At 39.4% G+C, this 22888-nt stretch carries 13 protein-coding genes and 1 pseudogene; 6 read left to right on the forward strand and 8 right to left on the reverse strand.

Annotation, left to right across the window (positions count from 1 at the left end):
• The first annotated feature begins 20 nt into the window (after window positions 1-20).
• The 3 genes from R2R28_RS00950 (at window position 21) to R2R28_RS00960 (ending at window position 3452) form a co-directional block, all read left to right on the forward strand.
• Entirely contained in the window at window positions 21-1325 is a 1305-nt protein-coding gene (locus R2R28_RS00950) for a hypothetical protein (RefSeq protein WP_316823827.1), read from the forward strand.
• 260 nt (window positions 1326-1585) lie between these two features.
• Window positions 1586-3229: a discoidin domain-containing protein gene (locus R2R28_RS00955; RefSeq protein WP_316823828.1), complete on the forward strand. Its 1644-nt coding sequence runs from the start codon at window positions 1586-1588 to the stop codon at window positions 3227-3229.
• Between the two features lie 82 nt (window positions 3230-3311).
• Window positions 3312-3452: a hypothetical protein gene (locus tag R2R28_RS00960; RefSeq protein WP_316823829.1), complete on the forward strand. Its 141-nt coding sequence runs from the start codon at window positions 3312-3314 to the stop codon at window positions 3450-3452.
• Between the two features lie 291 nt (window positions 3453-3743).
• On the opposite strand, the gene R2R28_RS00965 is transcribed toward R2R28_RS00960, so the two are convergent.
• Both R2R28_RS00965 and R2R28_RS00970 read right to left on the reverse strand, forming a co-directional pair.
• Window positions 3744-5366, reverse strand: a complete 1623-nt coding sequence (locus tag R2R28_RS00965; protein WP_316823830.1) for a sulfatase — start codon at window positions 5364-5366, stop codon at window positions 3744-3746.
• Between the two features lie 75 nt (window positions 5367-5441).
• Window positions 5442-7628, reverse strand: coding sequence for an alpha-galactosidase (locus tag R2R28_RS00970; RefSeq protein WP_316823831.1), 2187 nt, complete (start codon window positions 7626-7628; stop codon window positions 5442-5444).
• Between the two features lie 740 nt (window positions 7629-8368).
• Between R2R28_RS00970 and R2R28_RS00975 the strand changes: the two genes are divergently transcribed.
• The 3 genes from R2R28_RS00975 to R2R28_RS00985 all read left to right on the forward strand — a co-directional run bounded on the left by R2R28_RS00975 (window position 8369) and on the right by R2R28_RS00985 (window position 14292).
• Entirely contained in the window at window positions 8369-11572 is a 3204-nt protein-coding gene (locus tag R2R28_RS00975) for a TonB-dependent receptor (protein WP_316823832.1), read from the forward strand.
• Window positions 11573-11582: 10 nt separating this feature from the next.
• Complete coding sequence (locus R2R28_RS00980; protein ID WP_316823833.1) at window positions 11583-13205, forward strand: RagB/SusD family nutrient uptake outer membrane protein; 1623 nt, start codon at window positions 11583-11585, stop codon at window positions 13203-13205.
• A 187-nt stretch (window positions 13206-13392) separates the two neighbouring features.
• Window positions 13393-14292, forward strand: coding sequence for an ectonucleotide pyrophosphatase/phosphodiesterase (locus R2R28_RS00985; RefSeq protein WP_316823834.1), 900 nt, complete (start codon window positions 13393-13395; stop codon window positions 14290-14292).
• 197 nt (window positions 14293-14489) lie between these two features.
• Here the strand turns inward: R2R28_RS00985 and R2R28_RS00990 are convergent, their stop codons facing one another.
• The 6 genes and pseudogenes from R2R28_RS00990 to R2R28_RS01015 form a co-directional block, all read right to left on the reverse strand.
• Entirely contained in the window at window positions 14490-15857 is a 1368-nt protein-coding gene (locus R2R28_RS00990) for an alpha-L-fucosidase (protein WP_316823835.1), read from the reverse strand.
• A 71-nt stretch (window positions 15858-15928) separates the two neighbouring features.
• On the reverse strand, window positions 15929-17494 hold the full coding sequence (locus R2R28_RS00995; protein ID WP_316823836.1) for a heparin lyase I family protein: 1566 nt from the start codon (window positions 17492-17494) through the stop codon (window positions 15929-15931).
• Between the two features lie 149 nt (window positions 17495-17643).
• Window positions 17644-17869, reverse strand: a pseudogene (locus R2R28_RS01000) (SDR family oxidoreductase); the annotation flags it as partial.
• A gap of 31 nt (window positions 17870-17900) precedes the next feature.
• Window positions 17901-19904: a heparin-sulfate lyase HepC gene (gene hepC, locus R2R28_RS01005; protein WP_316823837.1), complete on the reverse strand. Its 2004-nt coding sequence runs from the start codon at window positions 19902-19904 to the stop codon at window positions 17901-17903.
• Between the two features lie 30 nt (window positions 19905-19934).
• Window positions 19935-21911 (reverse strand): heparin-sulfate lyase HepC, encoded by a 1977-nt coding sequence (hepC, locus tag R2R28_RS01010; protein ID WP_316823838.1) that lies wholly within the window; start codon window positions 21909-21911, stop codon window positions 19935-19937.
• 121 nt (window positions 21912-22032) lie between these two features.
• Window positions 22033-22863 (reverse strand): heparin lyase I family protein, encoded by an 831-nt coding sequence (locus tag R2R28_RS01015; RefSeq protein WP_316823839.1) that lies wholly within the window; start codon window positions 22861-22863, stop codon window positions 22033-22035.
• Window positions 22864-22888 lie beyond the last annotated feature (25 nt).

The raw sequence follows: 22888 nt of genomic DNA on the forward strand, positions 1-22888 counted from the left end.
CCCATAAAGAGAAATAAGTGATGGAGCCTAATTCAGTTCAGCCAAGTAATCAATCAGGTTTTGATGCACTGGATATCTGTTGCAGGATTATGATACAGAAAATGGCCGCTGCCCCGATTGAGGAGTGGCGCGTATCTGATTATAACAGGCTGAGCAGTCAGTTAGGCAAAGAAACCAAAGTTTACCTTAGCGTAAATACCCTTAAAAGGCTTTTAGGGCAACTGAAAACACCACAGCGTTATTTCCCGCAAAAGGCCACACGCGATGCCTTAGCGCAGTTTATTGGTTATCGCGACTGGCAGGAATTTGAACTTGTAAATTCGGTTAAGCCTGGCGAGGTAAAATCAGAGCCGATCAGCACTATACCTGACCCGGAAATTGCCATCAAACCATCTCCCAAATCCCATCAAAAATATATTTACACCGGTATTGCTGCTTTTTTATTACTTGTTTTAATTGGTGCTTTTTGGGTATGGAAATCGGCTGGTACACCTACAGATACAAAACTGATCTGCGAAAATCCTTTTGGCAATGTTCCGCATACTGCCGTATTTAAATTGAAATCTAAAGTAACGAATAACGGTGATGAAGAATTTAAGATCGATTTTATGGATGAGGCACTGCAGAGCCCTATAAGTGGCAAAAAAGAAATTGCCAAATTTTTCAGAAACCCGGGGGTAGTGTATGCCACGCTTTTATACCATGATAAGCCAATTGATACAGTTTCAGTGTACATGCAAACAAAAGGCTGGGTAGCCAATTCGGGCAACGATACCTCAAGGGCATTTCCAATTGCCGGCCTTAAGGCCTTAAATCCTAAAAATATCTATGTTTCAAAAGCACAGCTGGATTCAGCAGGGCTTGCAACCAATAAACCTTTTTTGGTAGGCTTTAGTAATATTAAACCTTCAAATATCAGTGGCGATAATTTTTCTTTTACCTGCAGGGTTTTTTCAGAACAAAGCAGGCCGGGTACCCAATGTGTAGAAACCACAATCATTATTCTGGGCGAAAAACACCGTCACCTTTTAACCCTTAACCGGAGTAATTGTGTTGCTTTTTCTCAATACAAATTTTCCGAAAAAAGAGTAATAGGGGCAGAACAGTTTTTGGGCGCGCTGGCATTCGATCCCACCAATGGCGGAGATATTGAAATCAGGGTGGTTAACAAAAAAGCTTCAGTAATCCTGAACGGAAAAAATGTACTTTCAACCACTTATCAAAAATCAATCGGTAAGGTAATGGGTATCAAGATTTTATTTAATGGTATTGGCAAAGCCGTATCCCCAAAACTGCAGGATTTATCTACCAAAGAAATTTTCTGATTATAATCTTTTGCAATTTTTTATTTAATCACGTTTTGTGGCTAAAAAAAGTCTTGTCTGTCCATTTTGTTCTTATTTTGTTGTTTAACTTGCTTATTTTTAGTTAGTTGTGTGTACTTACTTTTGCTCTTTATTTGTACGGCTAGATATATATGATTGTCTTTTTTTCAATATTAACTTAGGGTATATAAAACTTATGGAAATTTAATGTCCCATATGTTTTTCGTAAAAAAACGAAAAACAAAACAAAACCACCTAATATGAAAAGAACCACAACCTTATTAACTTTATTATGTGCCATTGTCTTATTTGCATCATCATGTAAAAAAGCAGTAATTGCTCCCGAAGAAGGTGAAACCACCACAGGTCCAAAGAAAACGGCTACCACTGCTTCAATTATTACACAAACTAGAAACCTCGCCATCGTTTATTTTATCCCATCCGATTTGGATACCCTGCCCAATTGGAAAAAACGTTTGAGCGATGTAATGTTATATGCCCAAAACTGGTATGGCACTGCGATGAACAATGCTGGCTATGGCTTTAAAACTTTTGGCCTTAAACAAGATGGAACAACAGGTAATGCCGAAATTGTGCTCATTAGGGCTGCAAATCCTAAAGCAAGTTATGGAACCAACGGAGCTGCCTATACCACAGAGATTGATGCTTATTTTGCTTCACATCCCGGACTTAAAACGAGTAACCATGTACTCATTTTGGTGCCTGCATTTGGCTATGATAACAATACTACCGAAGGTCCGCAACCTTTAGAAGGTGTACAGCCCTTTTATGGATATGGAAGGTATTGCTTTGCCAACGATAACCCCTATATGAATATCGCGCTAAAAGGAGTATTAAACACAGGCCGTAATAATTTTGCGAAATGGGTTGGGGGAATGATGCATGAGCTTGGTCATGCCTTTAATGCCCCGCACGACAGGCAGTGGGCATCGCAAAACATTTATGCTAATGGCACCAATACCAATTATAAAATGCCAATGATGTGGTTAAGCAATTATTATTTAGAAGTGAGGCCAAGTTTCTTAACCGATGCCGAAGCGGCTATTTTTAATGCCTGCGAAGTGTTTAACAATGATAGTAAGACCTATTATGGAGCAATAACCGCTAAAGTAAACCGGATTAATGCCAATTATGATACTGGTTTAGGTGCCATAGTGGTTTCTGGAAAGTATAGCAGTAGCGGAACGGTGAGCAAAGTGCTTTATTATAACGATCCGAACGAAAATAATGAAGGTACCGGGACCAATAAAGACTATAATGCCATTACCTGGGCCTCTACACCGATCGGAACCGATAGTTTTAGGGTAGTAATGCCTATTGCCGAACTGGAGAATAAAACCAATGGAATTCCTTATGAGTTAAAGGTTAAACTTGTGCATGATAATGGTATTATTAATGAAACTGTTTATGCGTATACCTTTCAAAGTGGTATTCCTGTACTCGATTTTTCTACTAAAACCGAATTATCAAAAACAGGATGGTCTATAGCAGGTTTCAGCTCGCAGGAAACCGGTGAAGATGGTAAAGCCAGCAATGTAATAGATGGCTCACTATCAACTTTCTGGCATTCAAGATGGTCGTCTAATGCAGCCAGTTACCCGCATTATGTTACCATCGATCTGGGTTCATCTAAAACCATAACCGGTGGATTATCACTTACCCAAAGGGCTGGTGCCAGCAGGGCGATTAAAAATTTTGAATTATTAATGAGTAGTGACGGCACTAATTTTACCAGCGTTTTTAACAAACAGGCCGCTAATAATAGTGCTACGCAGTATTTTAGTTTCAGCTCACCTCTAACATTCCGTTATTTTAAAATTATTGCCAGCAACGCCTGGGATGGCACCCAATATGCAGCCTTAGCAGAACTGGGATTGTATTAAAACTTCCTTCAATAAATGGGGAATCTTAAGGCGAAAGTTTTAAGATTCCCTCATTAAATCATTATCTAATCAATCTCCTCCTATGAAAAAACAACTCATTAAATCTTTAAAACCCATTAAATTACGGCAACAAATCACCCTGAATATTCAAGCCTTGCTTATTATGCTAAAGGAAACGACGGATCTGGAACCCTTTATACCGGAGCTGTTGGTGGTCCTGTAAGTTTAATTGGTAGTGGGGCGAGCGCTCCATCTTGGTCAACTATTACAGCAGGTAATTATGTAAACGGAAATCCACCTTTTATTTATGCCGTTGCACCAACCGTACTGAAGTTTTTAAATATAGCCATTCCTGCAAGGTACGATTCACCTTCTTTAGTGAATTTTTAACGGAAATCCTTAACACTTAAAACCAGGTTTTAATCTCAGAATTGGTTATTTACTAATTCTGAGATTAAATTTAAATGGGTATCGAGGTAATGTGATTCACATAGAATGATCACTCTCCATTTTCTTATTTGTTCCTTGCGTTTTTAGCCCTTTCAATTTTTGAAATATCCTGAAAATCAGAATCGTTTACCCATCCCCAGCTTAGCGTTGGATCTTTAGCCATGTACCGGTCGTAAAAATTGACACTTTTTTTATCGGAATATGGATATTGATCGAATTGGCTCCCTTTACCAAAAACACGGGGATCGTTCTGCTCTTTTAACAGGGTTAATAATTTATTCCTCAACGCTGCTGATCTTTTTTGCTGTAAAACATCAGATGACAGGTTATTTAAACAGGCAGGATCTTTTTTAATATCATACAATTCTTCTGAAGGGCGTTTACCAAACGACCATAACCAGTAATTAAAGTCGTTATTGGTGGCATAAACCGTATTTAAACAGGCTGTTTTTGTAGGGCCACCATCTACATTTAAATAACCGGTTTCAGGGTTTCCCGCAGGCCACCTGTCCGTTTCGAAATTTTTTATAAATAGATAATTCTCCTGGATAATCGCACGTATAGGATAGCCTACATCTTTCGGGCGTCCTACATCATGCCGTTCTTTACCCACCAATACAAAATTGCGTTTTTCAGCAACTTTTTCTTTAGCCGAACTAAAAATATCCGTAAAACTTTTTCCGGTAATGGGTTGCATTATATTCTTATTGGAAGGAACTTTGGCGAGATCCAAAAAGGTAGGTGCGAAATCGATAAAACTGATAAAATCTTCCACTTTACGGCCTTTATGGCTAATGCCATCCGCCCACATCATGGCAAGTGGCAGGTGATTGGAATATTCGTACGCCTGCCCTTTAACCCTTGGAAAAGGCATGCCGTTATCTGAAGTAACCACTACAAGGGTATTGTGTAACTGGCCCTGATCTTCGAGCATTTTAAGCATTTTGCCCAGTTGTTTATCAAAATACTCGATTTCAAAAGCATAATCGAGTAAATCTGTTTTTACCGAATCTGTTTTGGGCCAGAAGGGATAAATTTCTTTATTCTGAATGTCGCTAAGGTTTTTTCCGCCTTTCGTTATTCCCGAATTAAATTCATATCCGCGATGCGGTTCCAATCCACCATACCAAAAAAAGAAGGGTTTATTGCCTTTTGCACTTAAAAATGCACCGAAATTGGCCGCATAATCTACATTACTAATCTGAGTGGTGGGTGGGGTGGTTTTTAGCTGGTTAAATGCTTTTACCAGTATTTCGCGTGGTGTGCCATCCACATTTTTTGCCACTACTGGTGCTACTCCTTTTCCGGTAAAGCCCACTTCATATCCGTTTTGGGACAATACCTCTGCAAACGAAGCAAATTTGGTTGGAAAGTACGACCAATGGTTGCCTGCTTCTTCCAGTTGCCATGAGTTTCTGCCGGTGATGATGCAGGAGCGTGACGGCGCGCATTTGGCGTTTGGGGTATAGGCATTTTTAAAGAGTAGTCCATTTTTGGCAATGCGATCGAAATTTGGTGTTTTTACCCATTTGCAGCCATAAGCGCCTATATGCTGATAGGTAACATCATCCATAATGGCAAATAGAATGTTAGGTCGTTCTGCAGCCTGATCTTTTTTGTTTTTGAAAGATAAAGCAATCACCACGATAAGGATACTGCCAGCAATGCTTAAAATGTATTTTTTCATCTAAGATATATTAAAATCTGCCAAATAGAGGTGGCGAAAAGCCTCCCCTTAAATCATGAAATTATTTTTGATCATTTATATCGCCTTCACTTTTAAAACCACGCTGGTTCTGTAAGCATTGGCTTCCGGATTAAAACCTACCTTCATTAAAAAGTCGCCTGAATACACTTTGGTGCTGTCAACCGGCGATTTAGTGCCCGGATACAAATTGATTTCTTCTATTTTATATTTTTTAGCCGGATCCAGTCCTTTAAGTTTAATCGGCAAGATTACACCATTGGTAAACAGCGTGGCCACGTAATAATTAAATACAACAGCCTCATCCCTGGCATCGTTTACATAAGCAATTGAAGCAATTTTGTTTTCGTAAGGATCCTGCAAACGGTACTGCTGGCCATGCCACACAATATCTTTAAAGCTATTGTAAGTTTTAACGGCGTTCTGGCTAAACACGAGGTCGTTTTTACTCAGTTCGTTTACCTTAACATCGTAACCCAGTTTACCCATCATGGCCACGTCAGTTTTAAATTTTATAGGCTGTTTCCCCATATCGGTGATGTGGTTATCAATAGTAACAGAGGGGAAATAATAGGAATATTCCCACTGGATAAATATACGGTCGTAAGGATTCGTATTATCACTTGGCCAAAACTCCGTGAAATATTTAAGCGCTGCATAATCAACCCTCGAACCTCCACCTGCACAAAGCATCATCGGTGTTTTTGGATATTTTTTTCTAATCCGCTCCAATACACTATTTAAGCCTCTAATGTATTCGATGTAAAAATGATCCTGGTTTTTTAAAGTAGGGGAGTTGGCGTTGTATATTAATGAGTTACAATCCCATTTGATAAAAGCAAGTTCGGGTACTTCTTTAAAAATATCATCAACGGTTTTATAAATAAAATCCTGCACTTTTGGATTGGTTAAATCGAGCACCAACTGGTTACGCATGTAGTATTCTTTTCTTTCTGGCTGCCTGATAATCCAATCGGGATGGTTTTCGTAAAGTTCACTTTTCGGGTTCACCATTTCAGGCTCTATCCAGATTCCGAATTTTACGCCATTGGCGGTGGCTTCCTTACCCAGGGTGCTGATGCCGTTTTTCAGTTTTTGTTTATTGTACTGCCAATCGCCCAAACCAGAGGTAGATCCGTTACGTGGATATTTATTGCCGAACCAGCCATCATCCAATAAAAAAACATCTACCCCCAATTTCTTAGTGTCTTTGGTCAATTCGTTTAATTTCTCATCATTAAAATCGAAATAAGTAGTTTCCCAATTGTTTAAAATGGTCGATCGCTCTCCCTTTCCATCCAGTATCTGGTAGTTTCTGGCCCAATTCTGCAGGTTTCTGCTGGCTAAACCTTTTCCGGCATCCGAATAAGTGTAAACAAAACGTGGGGTAACAAAATTTTCGCCTGCTTTTAAGGTATAATTGGAAGAGAAGTTGTTAATACCGGCTGTAACCCTGAGGTAATACTCATCGAAAGTTTCAAAATCCAGTTTAAAATTACCTGTCCAGGCCAGCGAGCCTGCAATTACTTCGCCCATATCTTCGGTAGCAGGCTGATCGATAGAAACCATAAATGAAGAGGAGTGAAGCAGGTTTGTACGGGTTCCTAATTTCGAATCGATGGTTTTTATACCGTGCAGTAATTGTTGTTCTTCCGAACGCATTTCGCGCACAGCACCGCTATACTGGTTTTTTAAAAAGAATTTCCTCCCGCTCAGGGTCAGGTTTGCCGAAGCGTATTTGTTCAGCACTACACTGCCTTTTTCATGGTGTTCAATTTCTGCCCATTGTTCGATTACGTTTTCATTAAAATAAGTCAGGTATTTTAAAGTAACCTTAAAATTGTATTTCTGGTCTTTTAACACAATGCTGGTTAATTTTCTGTTCTCATCTAACTGTTCGGTTTTTACTTCCGAATAGGTAAGCACGGTAGATTTATTGCCATCGGCATGGGTTACCGTTAATGCCGGTTCCATTAAATTAAGCGAGCCCGAAGCAATATAAGCTTCACGTTTGTTTAAAAGGTCGTCAGAGCCGGGTTTGTATTTATCAAGTGCCTGTACGCTGGGGTACTCTGCAGCATTTTCGAGCTTTTTACCAATGTAAGTCGATAATAAGGTGTTGTCTTTATCTGTTTCCAGAATTAATACATTGTTTTTTGTTGCAATTTCTATCGTTTTCTGACCAAAGCTGGTTAAGCCGGTAGCCATTAACAGGCAAGTAAGGGTAAAATACTTTTTAATCATTATTTGGTTGAGTAATTGGTTTGTTGTTTGATGCATTAAAAATTAGAAACAGGTTTATTGATGACCGGATTATTTCTGATGTCATCAAAAATATTTTCCCCTGCTACTAACTGTAAAAATATTCTAATAGACACAGAATAATGGAAAACCAATAATACAAAAGAATAGCAAATTTTTGTACTGGTAAGGTGTTGGTGTTCAGTTTTATATCGTTTTTTTTGTAACGCTGTGTACAGCTTGTTGCTGTGAAATCAATATTTTTTAAGGTAGATCGCTTTACACCTACCTTGCATTAGCCGCAATATAGGCTGATGCCGTTAATTTCGGCATCAGCATCATTTTTCAATAACCAATTGAGAGTAACCAGGTTTCTCCAGCCAATTTCCTTTTCTTGTTTCTTGAAAAACTGCCGGTTCACTCCACTTTATCCCATCCATAATGTATTCTGATTCGGTTTTAATTTATTGATAGATAGTGATTTAACTGTACGTTGTTTTGTGTGGAGTTTGGTTTGCCGTTTATGGCCTGTTTTGTACTTCTCCTGATAACTTTATCCCATGCTAACCGCTTATTTAAGTGACTAAGCTGACAGCCAAAACTAAAATATAATTCCTGAGCCAAAGAACCATAAATCACCGATTTATGGCTTTAGGAGTGTGTATTAGCATGGTGCTGTTTACCGGTTTACATCTGTAAAACTGCTTAAAATCAATAAACAATTAACAATACAAAACCATTCTATGAATTTAACTAAAAAATCGATTGGGAGTTTTCTGATTCCTGAATTTTTGAGCATAACGGTGCTGTGTGTGCTTTTATGCTTCACAATTTCCTTATCTGCACATGAGCATCCTGAAAGTCTTAATTTAAGCCACAATTTAATAAAAGCCGATACCGTGATTACAGGTAAAATAACCGATGCCAAAAAAATTGGTTTACCTGGTGTGAGTGTTTTAGTTAAAGGCACCCAAAATGGAACTACAACTGACGCAAATGGAGATTTTAAGCTAAGCGGGCTTAAAGGAACCGAAACTTTAACCATTCGCTATATTGGTTTTACTACACAGGAAATACCTGTAAATGGTAAACAAAGCCTTGCGATTACACTACTGGAAGAAAACAATAATTTAAACGAAGTAGTGGTGGTGGGTTATGGTACGCAGAAAAAAGCTACTTTAACCGGAGCTGTAGTACAGGTTAAGGGCGATATAATCAAACAAAGTCCCAACGGAAACCTTTCCAACAACTTAACAGGAAGAACACCTGGTTTAATTGCCACAAACCGCTCAGGAGAGCCGGGTAATGATGGTTCTGCGTTATCCATCAGGGGGGCTACCAGTTTTTCGAACCCCAATGCCGGACCATTAATTGTAGTTGATGGGGTACCCGACAGAAGTTTTAGCCGGATCAATCCGGAAGATATCGAATCGGTTTCGATCTTAAAAGATGCATCAGCGGCCATTTATGGTGTGCGTGCAGCTAACGGGGTGATGTTAATTACCACCAAACGGGGTAAAACAGGAAAACCAACCGTTTCTTACAATGGGAGTGTTTCCCTTCAATCGCCAACCCGGGTTACCAAACTGGTTGATGCAGGGCAGTTTGCCAGGTATTATAACGAGCTACTGGCACGCCGTAATGGCGCAGCAAGATATACAGATGAAGACATCAGGTTATTTGAAAATGGAACTGACCCTCTGGGCCACCCCAATACCAACTGGAATGATGTGGTAATCGCTAAAACGGCTCCGATGACACAGCACGACCTAAATGTGTCTGGCGGTACCGATAATGTAAAGTATTATATCTCTGGGCAATACCTGTATCAAAAGTATTTGTACAACGAATCGCCATTTAACTATAACCAAAAAAACTTAAGGGCTAATATAGATGCCAATATTACCAAAGATTTAAAGGTTTCACTTGATTTATCAGGCCGTAATGAGGATAAATATGCACCTCTTGATAATGCAAACTTAAACGGTGGCGTATTTATGGCGATCCTGGCTCAATATCCAACTATTGCTGCAAAATATCCCAATGGTTTATACGGTACAGGAACTACTACCGGTAGTAATCCTTTGTTAAGGGTGACTGATCAGCCGGGTTACGACCGCCAGTTATCGTACTACGCACAGGCAACCGGTACCATCGATTTAAAAATGCCCTGGGTAACCAAAGGTCTTTATTTAAATGCTTATGCAGGTTTAGATAATACTTTCTGGCAATATAAGCGCCTTTCCCGTCCTTATGATAACTACGATTATAACAAAACAACCGGAGAATATATCAATAAAAAGGAATCAACCAACTCAAATTTAATCGGATTGAATGAAACCTGGGGCCGCACCAGAAGAAATACTTATAATATTAAACTTGGTTACGACAGGGTTTTTGCTAATGACCATAATGTAAGTTCCATTTTTGGCTATGAAGAAACCGATTATTTAACGGCGCAAACCAGTACAGGTTCGAGAAGTTTGTTAAGCGATCAGTTGCCGTTTTTAGGATTGGCCAACCCCGACCCAACTTTTTTGTCGAATAGTGGTACCGGCGATCAAAATGGGAGAAGAAGTGTTTTTGGCAGGGTAAATTATACCTATAAGGATAAATATTTATTCGAATTTAGCGGGCGTTACAATGGGTCTTTCAATTTTGGCCCCGGCAATAAATTTGGCTTCTTCCCGGGCATTTCTACCGGATGGGTAATGAGCAAGGAAAATTTCTTTAACAAAGCTTTACCTTTTGTCAGTTTTGCAAAATTAAGGGGATCATGGGGCATACTTGGCGATGATGCCATTAACCCCTATCTTTATTTAAGTACCTATAAAATTAATCAGAATGCCTACTATTTTGGTAATCCGGATGTACCAACACTCGGATTGGCTACCAATGTATCGCCCAACCCGAACTTTACCTGGGAGAAAGTTAAAAGTATGGATCTGGGTTTAGAGCTCGGCTTTTTTAACAACACACTAAGCTTTAATGGTGATTATTTCTGGAGGCACCGTTACGATATTTTAACCCAGAGAAATGCTTCAATTCCGAGTTATACTGGTTTGGGAGGCAAACTCCCTCCAGAAAATATCGGAATAGCCAATAGCAATGGTTTCGAATTAGAACTAAACTACAATGGCAAAATCGGTACAGATTTTAGTTATACGGTTGGCGGAAATTTTACCCATACCAACAGCGAAATCGTTTTCATGGATGAATCGCCGTTAACAATCGATTATCAGCGTCAAACCGGTTATCCTATCCGTTCTTTTTTAATTTATAAAACGGATGGCATTTACAATAATCAGGCAGAGATAGATGGTTTTACTAACGCCAATGGCGGAAAAGTGACTCCGTTAACGGGTACAAAACCTGGCGATATTAAATATATTGATGTAAACAACGATGGCAAAATTACCAGTAACGATAGGGAACGGTTTTTTGACAGCCAAATTCCGAGAAACAATTTTGGTATTAACCTGGGGCTAAGGTATAAAGGTTTTGGTGTAGAAGCCTTGTTTTATGGTGTAAGCGGGGTTAAACACATTATCCGTCCGCAAGGAAACAACTCAGAAACTACGCCTGCACTTTGGCAATATGAAGGTCGCTGGACACCTCAAACACCAGACAATAATTTGCCTGCCGCTTTCGACAGGAACAGTACGGTGAACAACCTTGATTCTGATTTCTGGTTAAATGATGGTTCATTTTTAAGGTTAAAAACCCTTCAGTTAAGTTACGATCTCCCAAAAGAGTTTTTATCGAAAATTAAAGTACGCAGTGCACGGGTATTTGTAAACGGATCTAACCTGTTTGTGCTTAGTAAAATCAAAAACTACGATCCTGAGCTAAATTATGTGCCATCTGATAATAATGGCTATTACGTTAACGGTGCTTATTATCCGCAAACCAGAATTATCGGTGCAGGTGTAAATGTGTCATTCTAAATAAGATTTTATGAAACTTAAAAATATAATTATTGCTTTATCTTTTCTCGGATTAACTTCCTGTAAAAAAGATTTACTGGATTCTAAACCACTCAATTTAATCAGCGATGAAACCTTATGGAGCGATGTGAACCTGGTTGAAAAATTTGTGAACGAAAAATACGTGGTGCTTCCACACTTTTACATGTATACCAGCGTTCCAAGTCATTTAGGTTATGCAGCAGCATCAGATGAAACTTATGCTAAATTTCTTTACGAAAATGTTAACCGCATTACCACAGGTCAGCTTTCGCCTGATGTTTTAGCTTTGGATAGCTGGACGGTTGATTACAATTACATCAGAGAATTAAATGTGTTTTTTAGTAAAATCGAATCTGTACCGGGCGATCAGGCTAAAAAAGACAGGTTAAAGGGGGAGGCCGGTTTTTTAAGGGCTTATTGTTATTTCGACCTGGCATCTAAACACGGGGGTGTACCCTTAATTACCAAAGTTTACAATGCTACCGATCAGAATTTTGTAGAAAAGAGGGCCACTTACGAAGAGGTGGTAAAATTTGTTGTGGATGAGCTGGATAAAGCTACGGCCTTGTTGCCTTTAAATTATTCGGCCAACCTTGATTTAGGCCGTGCAACCAAAGGCGCAGCCCTGGCGCTAAAATCGAGAATGTTGTTGTATGCGGCCAGCCCGCTTTGGAACACCACAAACGATCAGGCCAAATGGAAAGCTGCTGCAGATGCTGCAAAAGCTGTGATTGACATGCCTCAATATGTTTTATATCAGGGCGATTACCACAACCTGTTCATCCAGCCTGATTTGCCCGAGGTAATTATAGGTTATCATATCGATCCGATTAAAGCCAATGCTTATTCTGATACCTTTTTTAGTCCGTGCGGTTCTAACGGGTATTCGGCTTACATTCCTACACAACATATTGTAGATCAGTTTGAAATGAAAAATGGAAAAATGATTACAGAAGCTGGCTCGGGTTATAACGATCAAAACCCGTATATCGATCGCGATCCAAGGTTTTATGCCAATATATTGTATAATGGCGCACAATTTAAAGGCAGAACTTTAGCTTATTATGATAAAGGTGCCGATAGCAGAACCGCACCGGTTAATGCCGGAAACGCAAGCAATACCTGTTATAACTGGAAAAAATATAATGATGAAACACATAACGAGGCCATTGAGGGAGAAAGTACAACGCCTTTTATCATTTTTCGTTTATCAGAAATTTATTTAAACTATGCCGAAGCCTTAAATGGAGAGGGAAACGATGGGGAAGCGGTAATTTGGTTAAACAAAATCCGTCAGAGAACAGGTGTTAATATGCCTCCGGTTGCTGCTACAGGTACTGATTTAAGGGATAAAATCCGCCACGAAAGAGAAGTGGAACTTTGCCTGGAAGGCCATCGTTTCTTTGATGTACGCCGTTGGAAAATTGCCGAAATTACCGATAATAAAAATGCAATGGGAGTAAACGTGGTTAAAAATGCAAACGGATCATTTACTTATGATTACAGCCTGTTGGTTGAAACACGTAAATTTGATGCCAGTAAACATTATTTATTCCCGATTCCAAAGTATGAATTGGATAAAGTAAAACTTGTTCAAAACCCTAATTATTAGTAAAAAACGGTTTAATTCTTTTTTAGATATGAGCAGTGTTTAAAGTTGGCGAAAGTAAAACGTGATGAAATTTATTACATATGATAACGATTATTTTACATTTTGTTTAATATAATTAAACTTTTGTTTAGTAATTATGTGCCGTAATCTGATTCAGATACATCACAGTAAATTTATTTTAATTTTTATGAGAACAGTTTTTTTTAAAGTGATGGTGTTATCCCTGCTGTCATTACCGGCCATGGCCCAGCGTAAAGCGCATGTTTTAATTTTAGGCCTCGATGGCTTTAGTGCCGAAGGTTATAAAACAGCCAAACATCCAAACCTGGATAAACTGTTTGCCGATGGTGTACTTTCGTTAACCACCAGGCCGGTAATGCCATCGGTTACGCTACCTAACTGGACGAGCCATATGACGGGTTCAGGACCGGAGGAGCATGGAATTACAGCCAATGATTGGACTTTGCAGAAACACACTTTACAACCAATAGAAACAGATGCAGATGGTTATTATCCCTCTATTTTTAAGGTATTAAAAGAAACTATTCCATCAGCTAAAACAGCTTATTATTACAACTGGAAAGAATTGATTAATCCGATTAATCAAAAATATCTGGATGAGGTATCGTTTGAAGAAAAGGATGAGTATAAGGATAATTACCAAAAAGCTTACGACTTTATGGTAAAAAACAAGCAAAATCCTACTCTTACTTTTTTATATAGCGTACACACCGATCATGCCGGGCATGGTTTTGGTTGGATGACACCAGAATACATTACAGCTATTGAACAGGCAGATGTTGCGATAGGGGCTTTAATTGAAAAATTGAAGGCTGATGGCATTTACAAAGACATGCATATCCTTTTGATAACCGATCATGGAGGTATTAACAAAGGTCATGGAGGCATATCAATGGCAGAAATGCAGGTGCCTTGGGCCATTACCGGCCCGCAGATTAAAAAAGGTGGTTTAATTACTTCTTTTAACAGCAATAAAAATACAAGTTTTGTATTGGCGAAAATTTTCGGGCTTAGCAAACTTCCGGAATCATGGACTGGAACAGTACCAAAAAATGTATTTAAATAAAACACGTAACAGTTGTCAAAAAAGAAGATTATTCCTGTGCAGATGTGAACCACATTATGCGCTTCGAAGCCAATCTTAAAACTTATTAAATTAAAATAACGCAATCAATTATCGGGTAATGGATAAAATTCATTACCCGATTTTTTATGATTGAGTGTCAGCTGGCAACAGCCAACACCACGAACATGCTTGTTTGGTTAATTCATACTCACTTTAAAAACATATACCGGGATTTCACTTTTCGGTAGCTGTGGCATATCGATTATTAAACTATCGCCCTGCAATTGCCATTTTACTTTTTCGGTACTGCCCAACATGGTAATGCTTTTAATATTTTTTTGCTGTGCTAAAACTTTGGAAGCGATGCTGGCTGAGGTCCAGCTTCTGGCAAAAACGTAAATATTATTCCCTTTCTGGTTAAAATAAAGATCCGGATTTATTTTTTTTGAGGTATTATCATTATTTGATTGCCCCATGGTCTCTTTCGCATCTGTTGCAGAAACGGCATATTCATTTACCGTGGTAAAGGGAACAGTACCATAAATGGCTTCTCCATTTACTTTCATCCATTTACCAATTTCCTGTAAGTTGCTTACACTTTGTTCGGGTAAATCGCCCAAATTGGTAGGACCAACATTTAAAAGCAGGTTACCTCCTTTACAAACTATTTCTACTAAATTCCTGACTAATAATTCAGGACTTTTCCAGTTTTTATCAAATTTACTATAACCCCATTTTCCACTCATGGTAATGCAGCTTTCCCAGGGCTTAAGCACCTTGCCCGATTCTATTTTTTGTTCGGCAACCCCATAATCGCCCATGTTGTTTCCAATGCGGCTATTAATGATACAGTTAGGCTGTAAGTTTAAGATGAATTTACGCAGGTCTTCACTTTGTACTTTTGTAGTTCCCTCCGGCGTATCAAACCAAATAATGCCAACCGGGCCATATTGCGTTAACAGCTCTTTAAGTTGTGGTTTTACTTTGTTTTCGATATACCTGTTGTTATCCTTTTTTAAAGTATCTGGAAAATCCCAATCATTGCCCGACTTTGAACCCGGGTGCGCCCAATAAGCATCCGGACTTTCCCAATCTCTGCCTAATGAATAATAAAAGCAAAGCTTTAGGCCATATTTTTTACAAGCCTTAGCCAAATCAACCATCGGGTCTTTGGCAAAGGCAGTTTTTTTAACAATGTTGAAATCGTTGCCGGGCGAATTGAACATTGCGAAACCATCATGGTGTTTTGCCGTAATCACCACATATTTCATACCAGCCTCTTTTGCATTTTTTACCCAGAAATCGGCATTGTAATTTTTAAAGCTAAGCTCCTGGCCAATTTTTGCATAAGTTGCAAGCGGGATTTTCTCATAGAACATAAAATGTTCATTCCCCTTTTCGGGCTTACCGTTCCATTCGCCAATTGAGTAAAGTCCCCAATGTAAAAACAGTCCAAATTTTCCATCTTGCCACCATTGCATTTTATTGCTCTGGGCATGGGTTTTTATACTACTGAAAATTGTGAAGCAGATAAAAAGGGTTAAAATTGTTTTTTTGTTCATCATGTTTAAAAAGGAAGTGGTTTAAAGTTTAAACCACTTCATGTTAATTGTTGGTTAAAATATGTTTTTAATTTTTATGGATTGGGTAACACCTGGCCATTTACTTGAAAATCGTTAACACCAACAAGCATACTTCCGCTGGTTGCAGTTGCCCCATAAGCATATAACCTGAAAGTAACAGGCCCACTTACATTGTTAAGTGCCGATGCATCAAACGATATTGCAGTAGGAGTGGTGGTGCCACTAATGGTAACCGGACTTGAAATATTAGTTGCAAAATTATCAACGCTGGAGCGGAGCACAAATGTATTGGGATGTGTGGTATTGCCGCGAAGTACGGTAAACTTAATATCAGTAAAGTTAAAATAGTAACCACTTTTTGGTTCTAAATAAAATGCATAATATTCGGTTGCATCGAAAGGCGATGGTGTACCTGCAGATGGTGCATTTGCCCAGCTGCCCAATAAATAACGGCCTGAAGGGCCAGGTGTACTGCCAGACATGCCAGCTGCTGTTAGTGTTGAGCGAGAAAAATCCGACCATGGTGTGCCCACCACGTTATCGCCAGGGTTCGGTGCCGGGCTGGTGCTATTGGTATATACAATATTTTGAGCCGCCTGATACTTGATATTAGGATGTTGATAAACATTAGTGGTATTGTTGTAGGCTGTTGCATTGGTGATATTTGATGCAATTGTATACGGGCCATCTAAATAGGCCGGGTTAGCATCAGGCACGCTGTTTCCCCAAATTAAGCCAGGTGCGGTTGTTGGCTGGTTGAGGTTAATGATCCTGATGTTATCATGGTAGGCAATACGGGTTACATTTGCTGGTGCTACATATAAGCCCCATTTAATATAACCATGTTGGCCAGCAGTATTATTGTCGTTATAAGTAAGGTAATTTGTCTTATTGTCTACTAAAACATAATCGCTTTGTCCTGGTAATTTCATATAGGTTTTCATATATCCAACGGCTGTACTGGCCCATTTTACATCAACCCTAAGTTGGATCCATTGGTTTACGTATGGGCGTACATCAGCTAAAATATTAACGTTTGGTACGCTATTGGCAATAGCAAACCGTAGGAGCATGGCATTCCGCTGTGTTCTGATCTGAAGGGGCACTTCAGACAAACCCGTTAGTTTTAACTGGAAAATATTGGTTTCATTCACTGGATCTCCCGTATTCCATGGGGTCCAGTCTTTCAATAATACGCTAACCTCATAACGGCGCTCATCTCCGGGATAAAAGTGGGTAACCGGAAGCTGATCGGCATCACTTTCACTTCTATAATTACCGTCAGAATAATAACCCGGATCGCCCTGTATTATTTTATGCGCAATGGCATAATCCCCTGTCTCACCGGGCGACACTACGTATGCAGCATCAGATGCGGTAGCATTGGTAGGGTTTATACCTGTAATACCGGAGTTGGTAGTACCGCTTTCATAAGTAAGGTTTAATATGGTGTCGCCATAGTTCAGTCCCGATTGTAATATATTCCCCATTTTAGGAATGCTTAAACTTTTACCATCGGTTTGGTTGGTTAGGCCATTCTGGACTTTACTGCACGAACCGGCTAAAAACAATATGGCCAGAACCATGTACTTTTGCAGGTAAATTGACTTTTTTTTCATGTGGTTTTTTTTGGTTAGGATTTAGGTTAATTGTATTACATCATATTATTAAATTTGAAGTGGTTATAATTTTATTGGTTTCTGAAATCGTTATACTACAGACTTCCAGTTTATAGTACTTTATGCTTTGCAATCATTAAATCTGCAGGCTAACAGGCCATCCAGCCACCATCTACAAACAGTATGGTGCCATTTACATAATCAGAAGCTTTTGAGGCCAGAAATACAACCGGCCCCTTTAAAGTCTTCGGGTAAACCCCAACGGCCAGCAGGTATGCGGCTTAGGATTGATGCACTTCTTTCAGGATCTTCGCGTAATGCCTGCGTATTGTTAGTGGCAATATAGCCTGGTGCAATACCATTAACACAAATACCTTGTGTTAACCATGTTAATTATTCTTTGTTTTTATTGAGTTATGCTTGTTTTTATAGTTTGTGTTTTACCATCAATGGTGATGATCAGGTTTAAAATGCCTTTGTCATAATTATTCCCTGCATTTTCTTTAATGCTAATGTTGGGTGTTTTATGGCTATTAAAAGGATATACAACACTGATAAAACTTTGGCTTTTTTCATCAGCTTTAGGTTTTTCAAAAACAAATGCCGGTCTGGTTACTTCAGTTTGATAGGCGTAAGAAACTTTACCCTCTTCCTCTTTGAGAGAGATCTTATCGGTGTTAAAATTTTGGATTAACAGGTTATTGCCATCAGTATAATTGGTGAAAACTTTATTACCCGTTTGATCAACAGTTGGTTTGCTGTCTTCTTTTAGCTGGAAATGTGTTCCCAGGTTCCCGGTGGCTTTACCCATAACCTGATCAATGATCAGGAAATATTGCTGGTTGATAAATAATACACTGCGGCGATGATCTAAGTCTGTATAGCTTGGATTGGTATAGGTAAGTATAACCGATACTCCGTCTCCCCCCGGAGAGGGTTGGGGTGAGGCTGTTTCCCATTTATTTTGCACGGCCTTGGTTATCAGCATATCTTGGTTATTTAAGGTAAGGGTGCTGTGCACGCGGCTTTGGCGAAACCAGTTTCGTTGTTTCATAATTTCAGCATCGCCACTGTATACAAAACATCCCGCATCTGGTGTAAAGTTCCGGCCATTTACCCAAAGCTCAAATGTGCCGTTATCAGGTTGCGCATGAAACTCTCCCGGAGGACTTGCCTTTAAGATCATTATGGTCGATTTTTCATCCCATCCGTTTCTAAAGGTGTAAAAACCAGCTGTACTTAATGCGTTCGAAAACCAGTTGGGTTTTTCTCCTGCTTTACCCGCTGTTGCAAAATATTTGATGAATTTATTATCTGGAAAAATAGCCGACCAGGAACTAAACTGATTAAGCCTGAATTCTTTTTTGGCCAGCCATGAATCGCCAAACATTGGCTGGTTATAGTTAGGAAAGGTAATATTGATGAAAGCCATGACCATTTTCTCTACAGTTTGTTTGTAGCTGGCAGGAAATTCATTTTCAATACCGGCTTTTTGCGCCCCTCTAAGGGCTTTAACAAAAATATCTATCGAGGCAGCATGGTAAACGGGTGACAATTCGAACTGTATACCATCGGGATAAACCTGTTTTTTGATTTCTGCATTTAATACCTCAATTCCACTTTTACGCCATTTAGCCGCATCCTGGAATTCGGGAAACGATGCTCCGGCAAATAAAGTACGCTGCGCTTCGAATAAACGATGGTTGCCGTCGGTGGCGTAATGGCTCGGCAAATAGTCGGCCTGTTGATGGTAGCTTTTTAAAAAATCCATCAAAAATGCTGGTGTAAAGTTAGGGGAGTTAATGAAAATACTTACCGTAGGGATCAGGTTCTGAACCCTGTCTGATACCTCCAGCGGCCGCCATGCAAACTTGTCGTTATCGGCCGATAAACCCAGCGGGTTTTTGTTTGCCCAATCTGCAAATTGCAGGGTCCATTCTTTAGCATAGGCTTCGTTTTTAGTTTTATGGTACACCAAAGCCATGGTTAACCACCATTTTACGCGGTGAAGCTGCCAGCGTACTTCATTATCTTTTACTGGCCAGAGTTTCCAGTTAATGTCTTTTCCAAAATCAAAGAAACCGTAGGCTTCCTGGGTTTTAAAGCGGTGCAACATGGCATTGTTAACGGTTTCCTGGCTTTTGGCATCTACCTGGCCTGTCGTATCCACCTGAATTTCCAAATTGCTGAAATCTGGTTTTTTCTCACCGATTTTATGGCGGTAATATTGTAACAAAGCACTGGCAGCATCATTGTATTTACCAGCTTCAACGGCATGTTTTACCTTCTCCAGTCCGGGGTAGTTTAGATTAATGATGTTAAAGCTATTCTTGTTAATCGGGGTATCTGCCTTTGCAATAGTTAAATGCAATAAACAAAAACAAAGAATACCAGCTATTTTTAAATGCATATGTATGTTTTCTAATTCGTAATTATTGGTTTACCACAAACGGGCTTCTACTTCACTTTTTTTGCCATCAATTGTAATGGTCAGGTTAATTTTTCCTTGCTCATAGTCATTTCCCTGATTTGCTTTAATGCTGATTTCAGGAGCTTTATTGCCATCAAAAGGATAAACTACACTAATAAATTGCTGAGTTTTGGTATCGGTTTTTGGTTTTTCAAAAACAAATGCAGGCCTTTTTAACTCCTTTTGATACTGATATGATACTTTTCCTTCTTCTTCTATCAGTTTTACTTCATCAGGATTTAAGTTTTGGATCAGCAGGTTATTGCCATCTGCATAGGTAGAGTAAACTGCTTTTTTAGTGGTGTCAAAAACCGGATTACTATCTTCTTTTAACTGAAAATGTGTGCCTAAAGTGCCTGTTGCCTTACCAATTGCTCTATCAATAATGATGAAATACTTTTGATCAATAAAAAGTGCGCTGCGTTGATGGTTTAAATCAGTATAACTTGGATTGGTATAGGTTAAAACATCAAGGTTTTTACCCGTTTCCCATTTATTTTGTTGGGCTTTAGTAATCACCATATTCTGATTATCGAGTGTTAAAGTGCTGTGCACACGCGTTTGGCGGTACCAATCTCTTTGTTTATTTATGGCTGCATCACCGCTATACACATAACTACCCGCATCTGGTGTAAAATTTCTGCCTTTAACCCATAATTCGAAAGTGCCATTATCTGGTTGCGCATGAAACTCACCGGGAGGGCTTGCTTTTAATACCATTACGGTGGCTTTGTCATCCCAGGCATTTCTGAAAGTATAAAAACCGGCAGTGTTTAGCGCATGGGATAAGTAAGCTGGCTTTTCGCCTGTTTGTTTATCGCTGGCAAAATATTGTATTACCTGGTTATCCGGAAACTCAGTCGCCCAGTTTTTATACTGTTTTAACATGGTGGTTTTCTCTGTAAGAAAAGCATCTCCAAACATGGGGAATGAATAATCGGGGAAAGAAAAGTTAATAGTGGCAAGGATCATCTTCTCGATAGTGGCTTTATAACTATCCGGAAATTCATTATCCATGCCACTTTTTTGTGCCTGTCTTAAACCTTCTATAAAAATGCTGATCATGGCGTTGTGATAACCAGGGGCCAGTTCGAACTGCATCCCGTCAGGATATATTTGTTTTTTAATTTCGATGTTCAGTACGGTAGCGCCGCTTTTTCGCCAGGTTGATGCATGATCTGCTTCTGGAAAAAAGCAACCCGCACCCAATGCCCTTTGGGCTTCAAATAAGCGGTGGTTGCCATCAGTTGCATAATTTCCGATTAAATGATCAGTTTGTTGGGCATAACTGTTTATAAATTCTAATAAAAATGCCGGCGTAAAATTAGGCGAGGTAATAAATAAATTGAAGGTTCCGGGCAAACTGGCAAGTCGCTCCGATATTTCGAGTGGGCGCCAGGCATATTTATCGTTATCAGCTGATAAACCCAAGGGATTTTTCTTAACCCAATCTCTAAACTGGAAAATCCATTCTTTGGCGTATTTTTCATCTCCGCTGCTTCGGTAGGCCATGCCCATGGGTTGCCACCAGTATATACGGTGCAATTGCCAGCGTACCTCGTTATCTTTTACAGGCCAAAACTGCCAGTTAATGTCTTTTCCATAATCATAAAAACCATAACCTTTTTGAGGTTGAAATTTGTGCTCCAGGGCTTTGTCGGCTTTTTCAAGATTGGCTTTACCGATATCTTTCCCCTTAAAACGGGCCTCATCGCCAACATTAAAGTCGGGCAATTTTACGTTTTTACGATTGCGGTAATAAACCAGCAATTCTTTGGCGGCTTCTTCGTATTTGCCTGAAGAAAAAAGTTTGTTGGTTTTCTCCAATCCCGGGTAGTTAAGGTTGATGGAGGCAAAACTTTCTTTGGTAATGGGCTGTTCCTGGGCCAAAACTCCAGAAAGTGAGAAAGTGGTTAATAAAAGGCAATATAATATTCTTGTCTTCATTATGTTTATTTATTAAAGCGGTTTTTATTTGGCCATTAACGGTGTAATTCGGGTATATTTTCTTTAAATGTAATTTCTATTGCCTTATAACAACTCACAGTTAAATGTTAGGATATTGCTTTTATTTTAAAGGAAGTTTGATAATCCTGATATCATCATGGTAGGCAATGCGGGTAAGTCCTGTTTGTGTTCCATACACTCCCCACTTAATGTATCCCAGGTTGCCAACTTTCACATCTCCGGCAAAAGTGCGGTAATTTGTTTTTTCATCAACCAGTACATAAGCGCTTTGTCCGGGCAGTTTCATATAAGTTCTCATATAGCCGGTGGCATCATCTTTCCATAAAACATCCACTCTAAAATGCATCCATTGGTTTACGTAAAGCCGCAAATCAGGTATAATATCTTTTATAGAAGAAGAACCTTCGTAGCGCAGCCTCATTGCGTTTCTGGCGGTGCGGAACTGGAGCGGAACACCCGAACCGGAGGTTGAATTGCCAGATACTTTTAGCTGGAAAATGTTGGTTTCATAAGTCGGGCCAGAAAGCCATGGTGTCCAGTCTTTCAGTAATACGCTAAATTCATATCGGCGTTCATCTCCCGGATAGAACTTTGCATTGGCTGCGGCTATGGCATCGCTCTCACTTCTAACGCTACCATCTGATTCATAAGCTGGATCGCCAAATACAATTTTATGGGCAATGGCGTAGTTGCTGCCATTACCAGCAGGTTTAACCATGTAAGCTGCATCAGGAGCAGTGGCATTTGTGCTTGTTACCCCTGTAATACCTGAACTAAGTGCGCCATTTTCGTAGGTTACATTCAGTATGGTATCAGCACGATTAACTGTTTCATCCTGATTGCTGGTTGATTCTTTTTTCTTACATGCAGCTCCAATAAAAAATAGGGCAACAATGGCAACCTTGATCTGATTAATTTGTGTTTTTTTCATGGTGACTTTTTTGGTTAGTGATTGA

This window comes from Pedobacter miscanthi, from assembly GCF_032678605.1.
GTDB lineage: Bacteria > Bacteroidota > Bacteroidia > Sphingobacteriales > Sphingobacteriaceae > Pedobacter > Pedobacter miscanthi_A.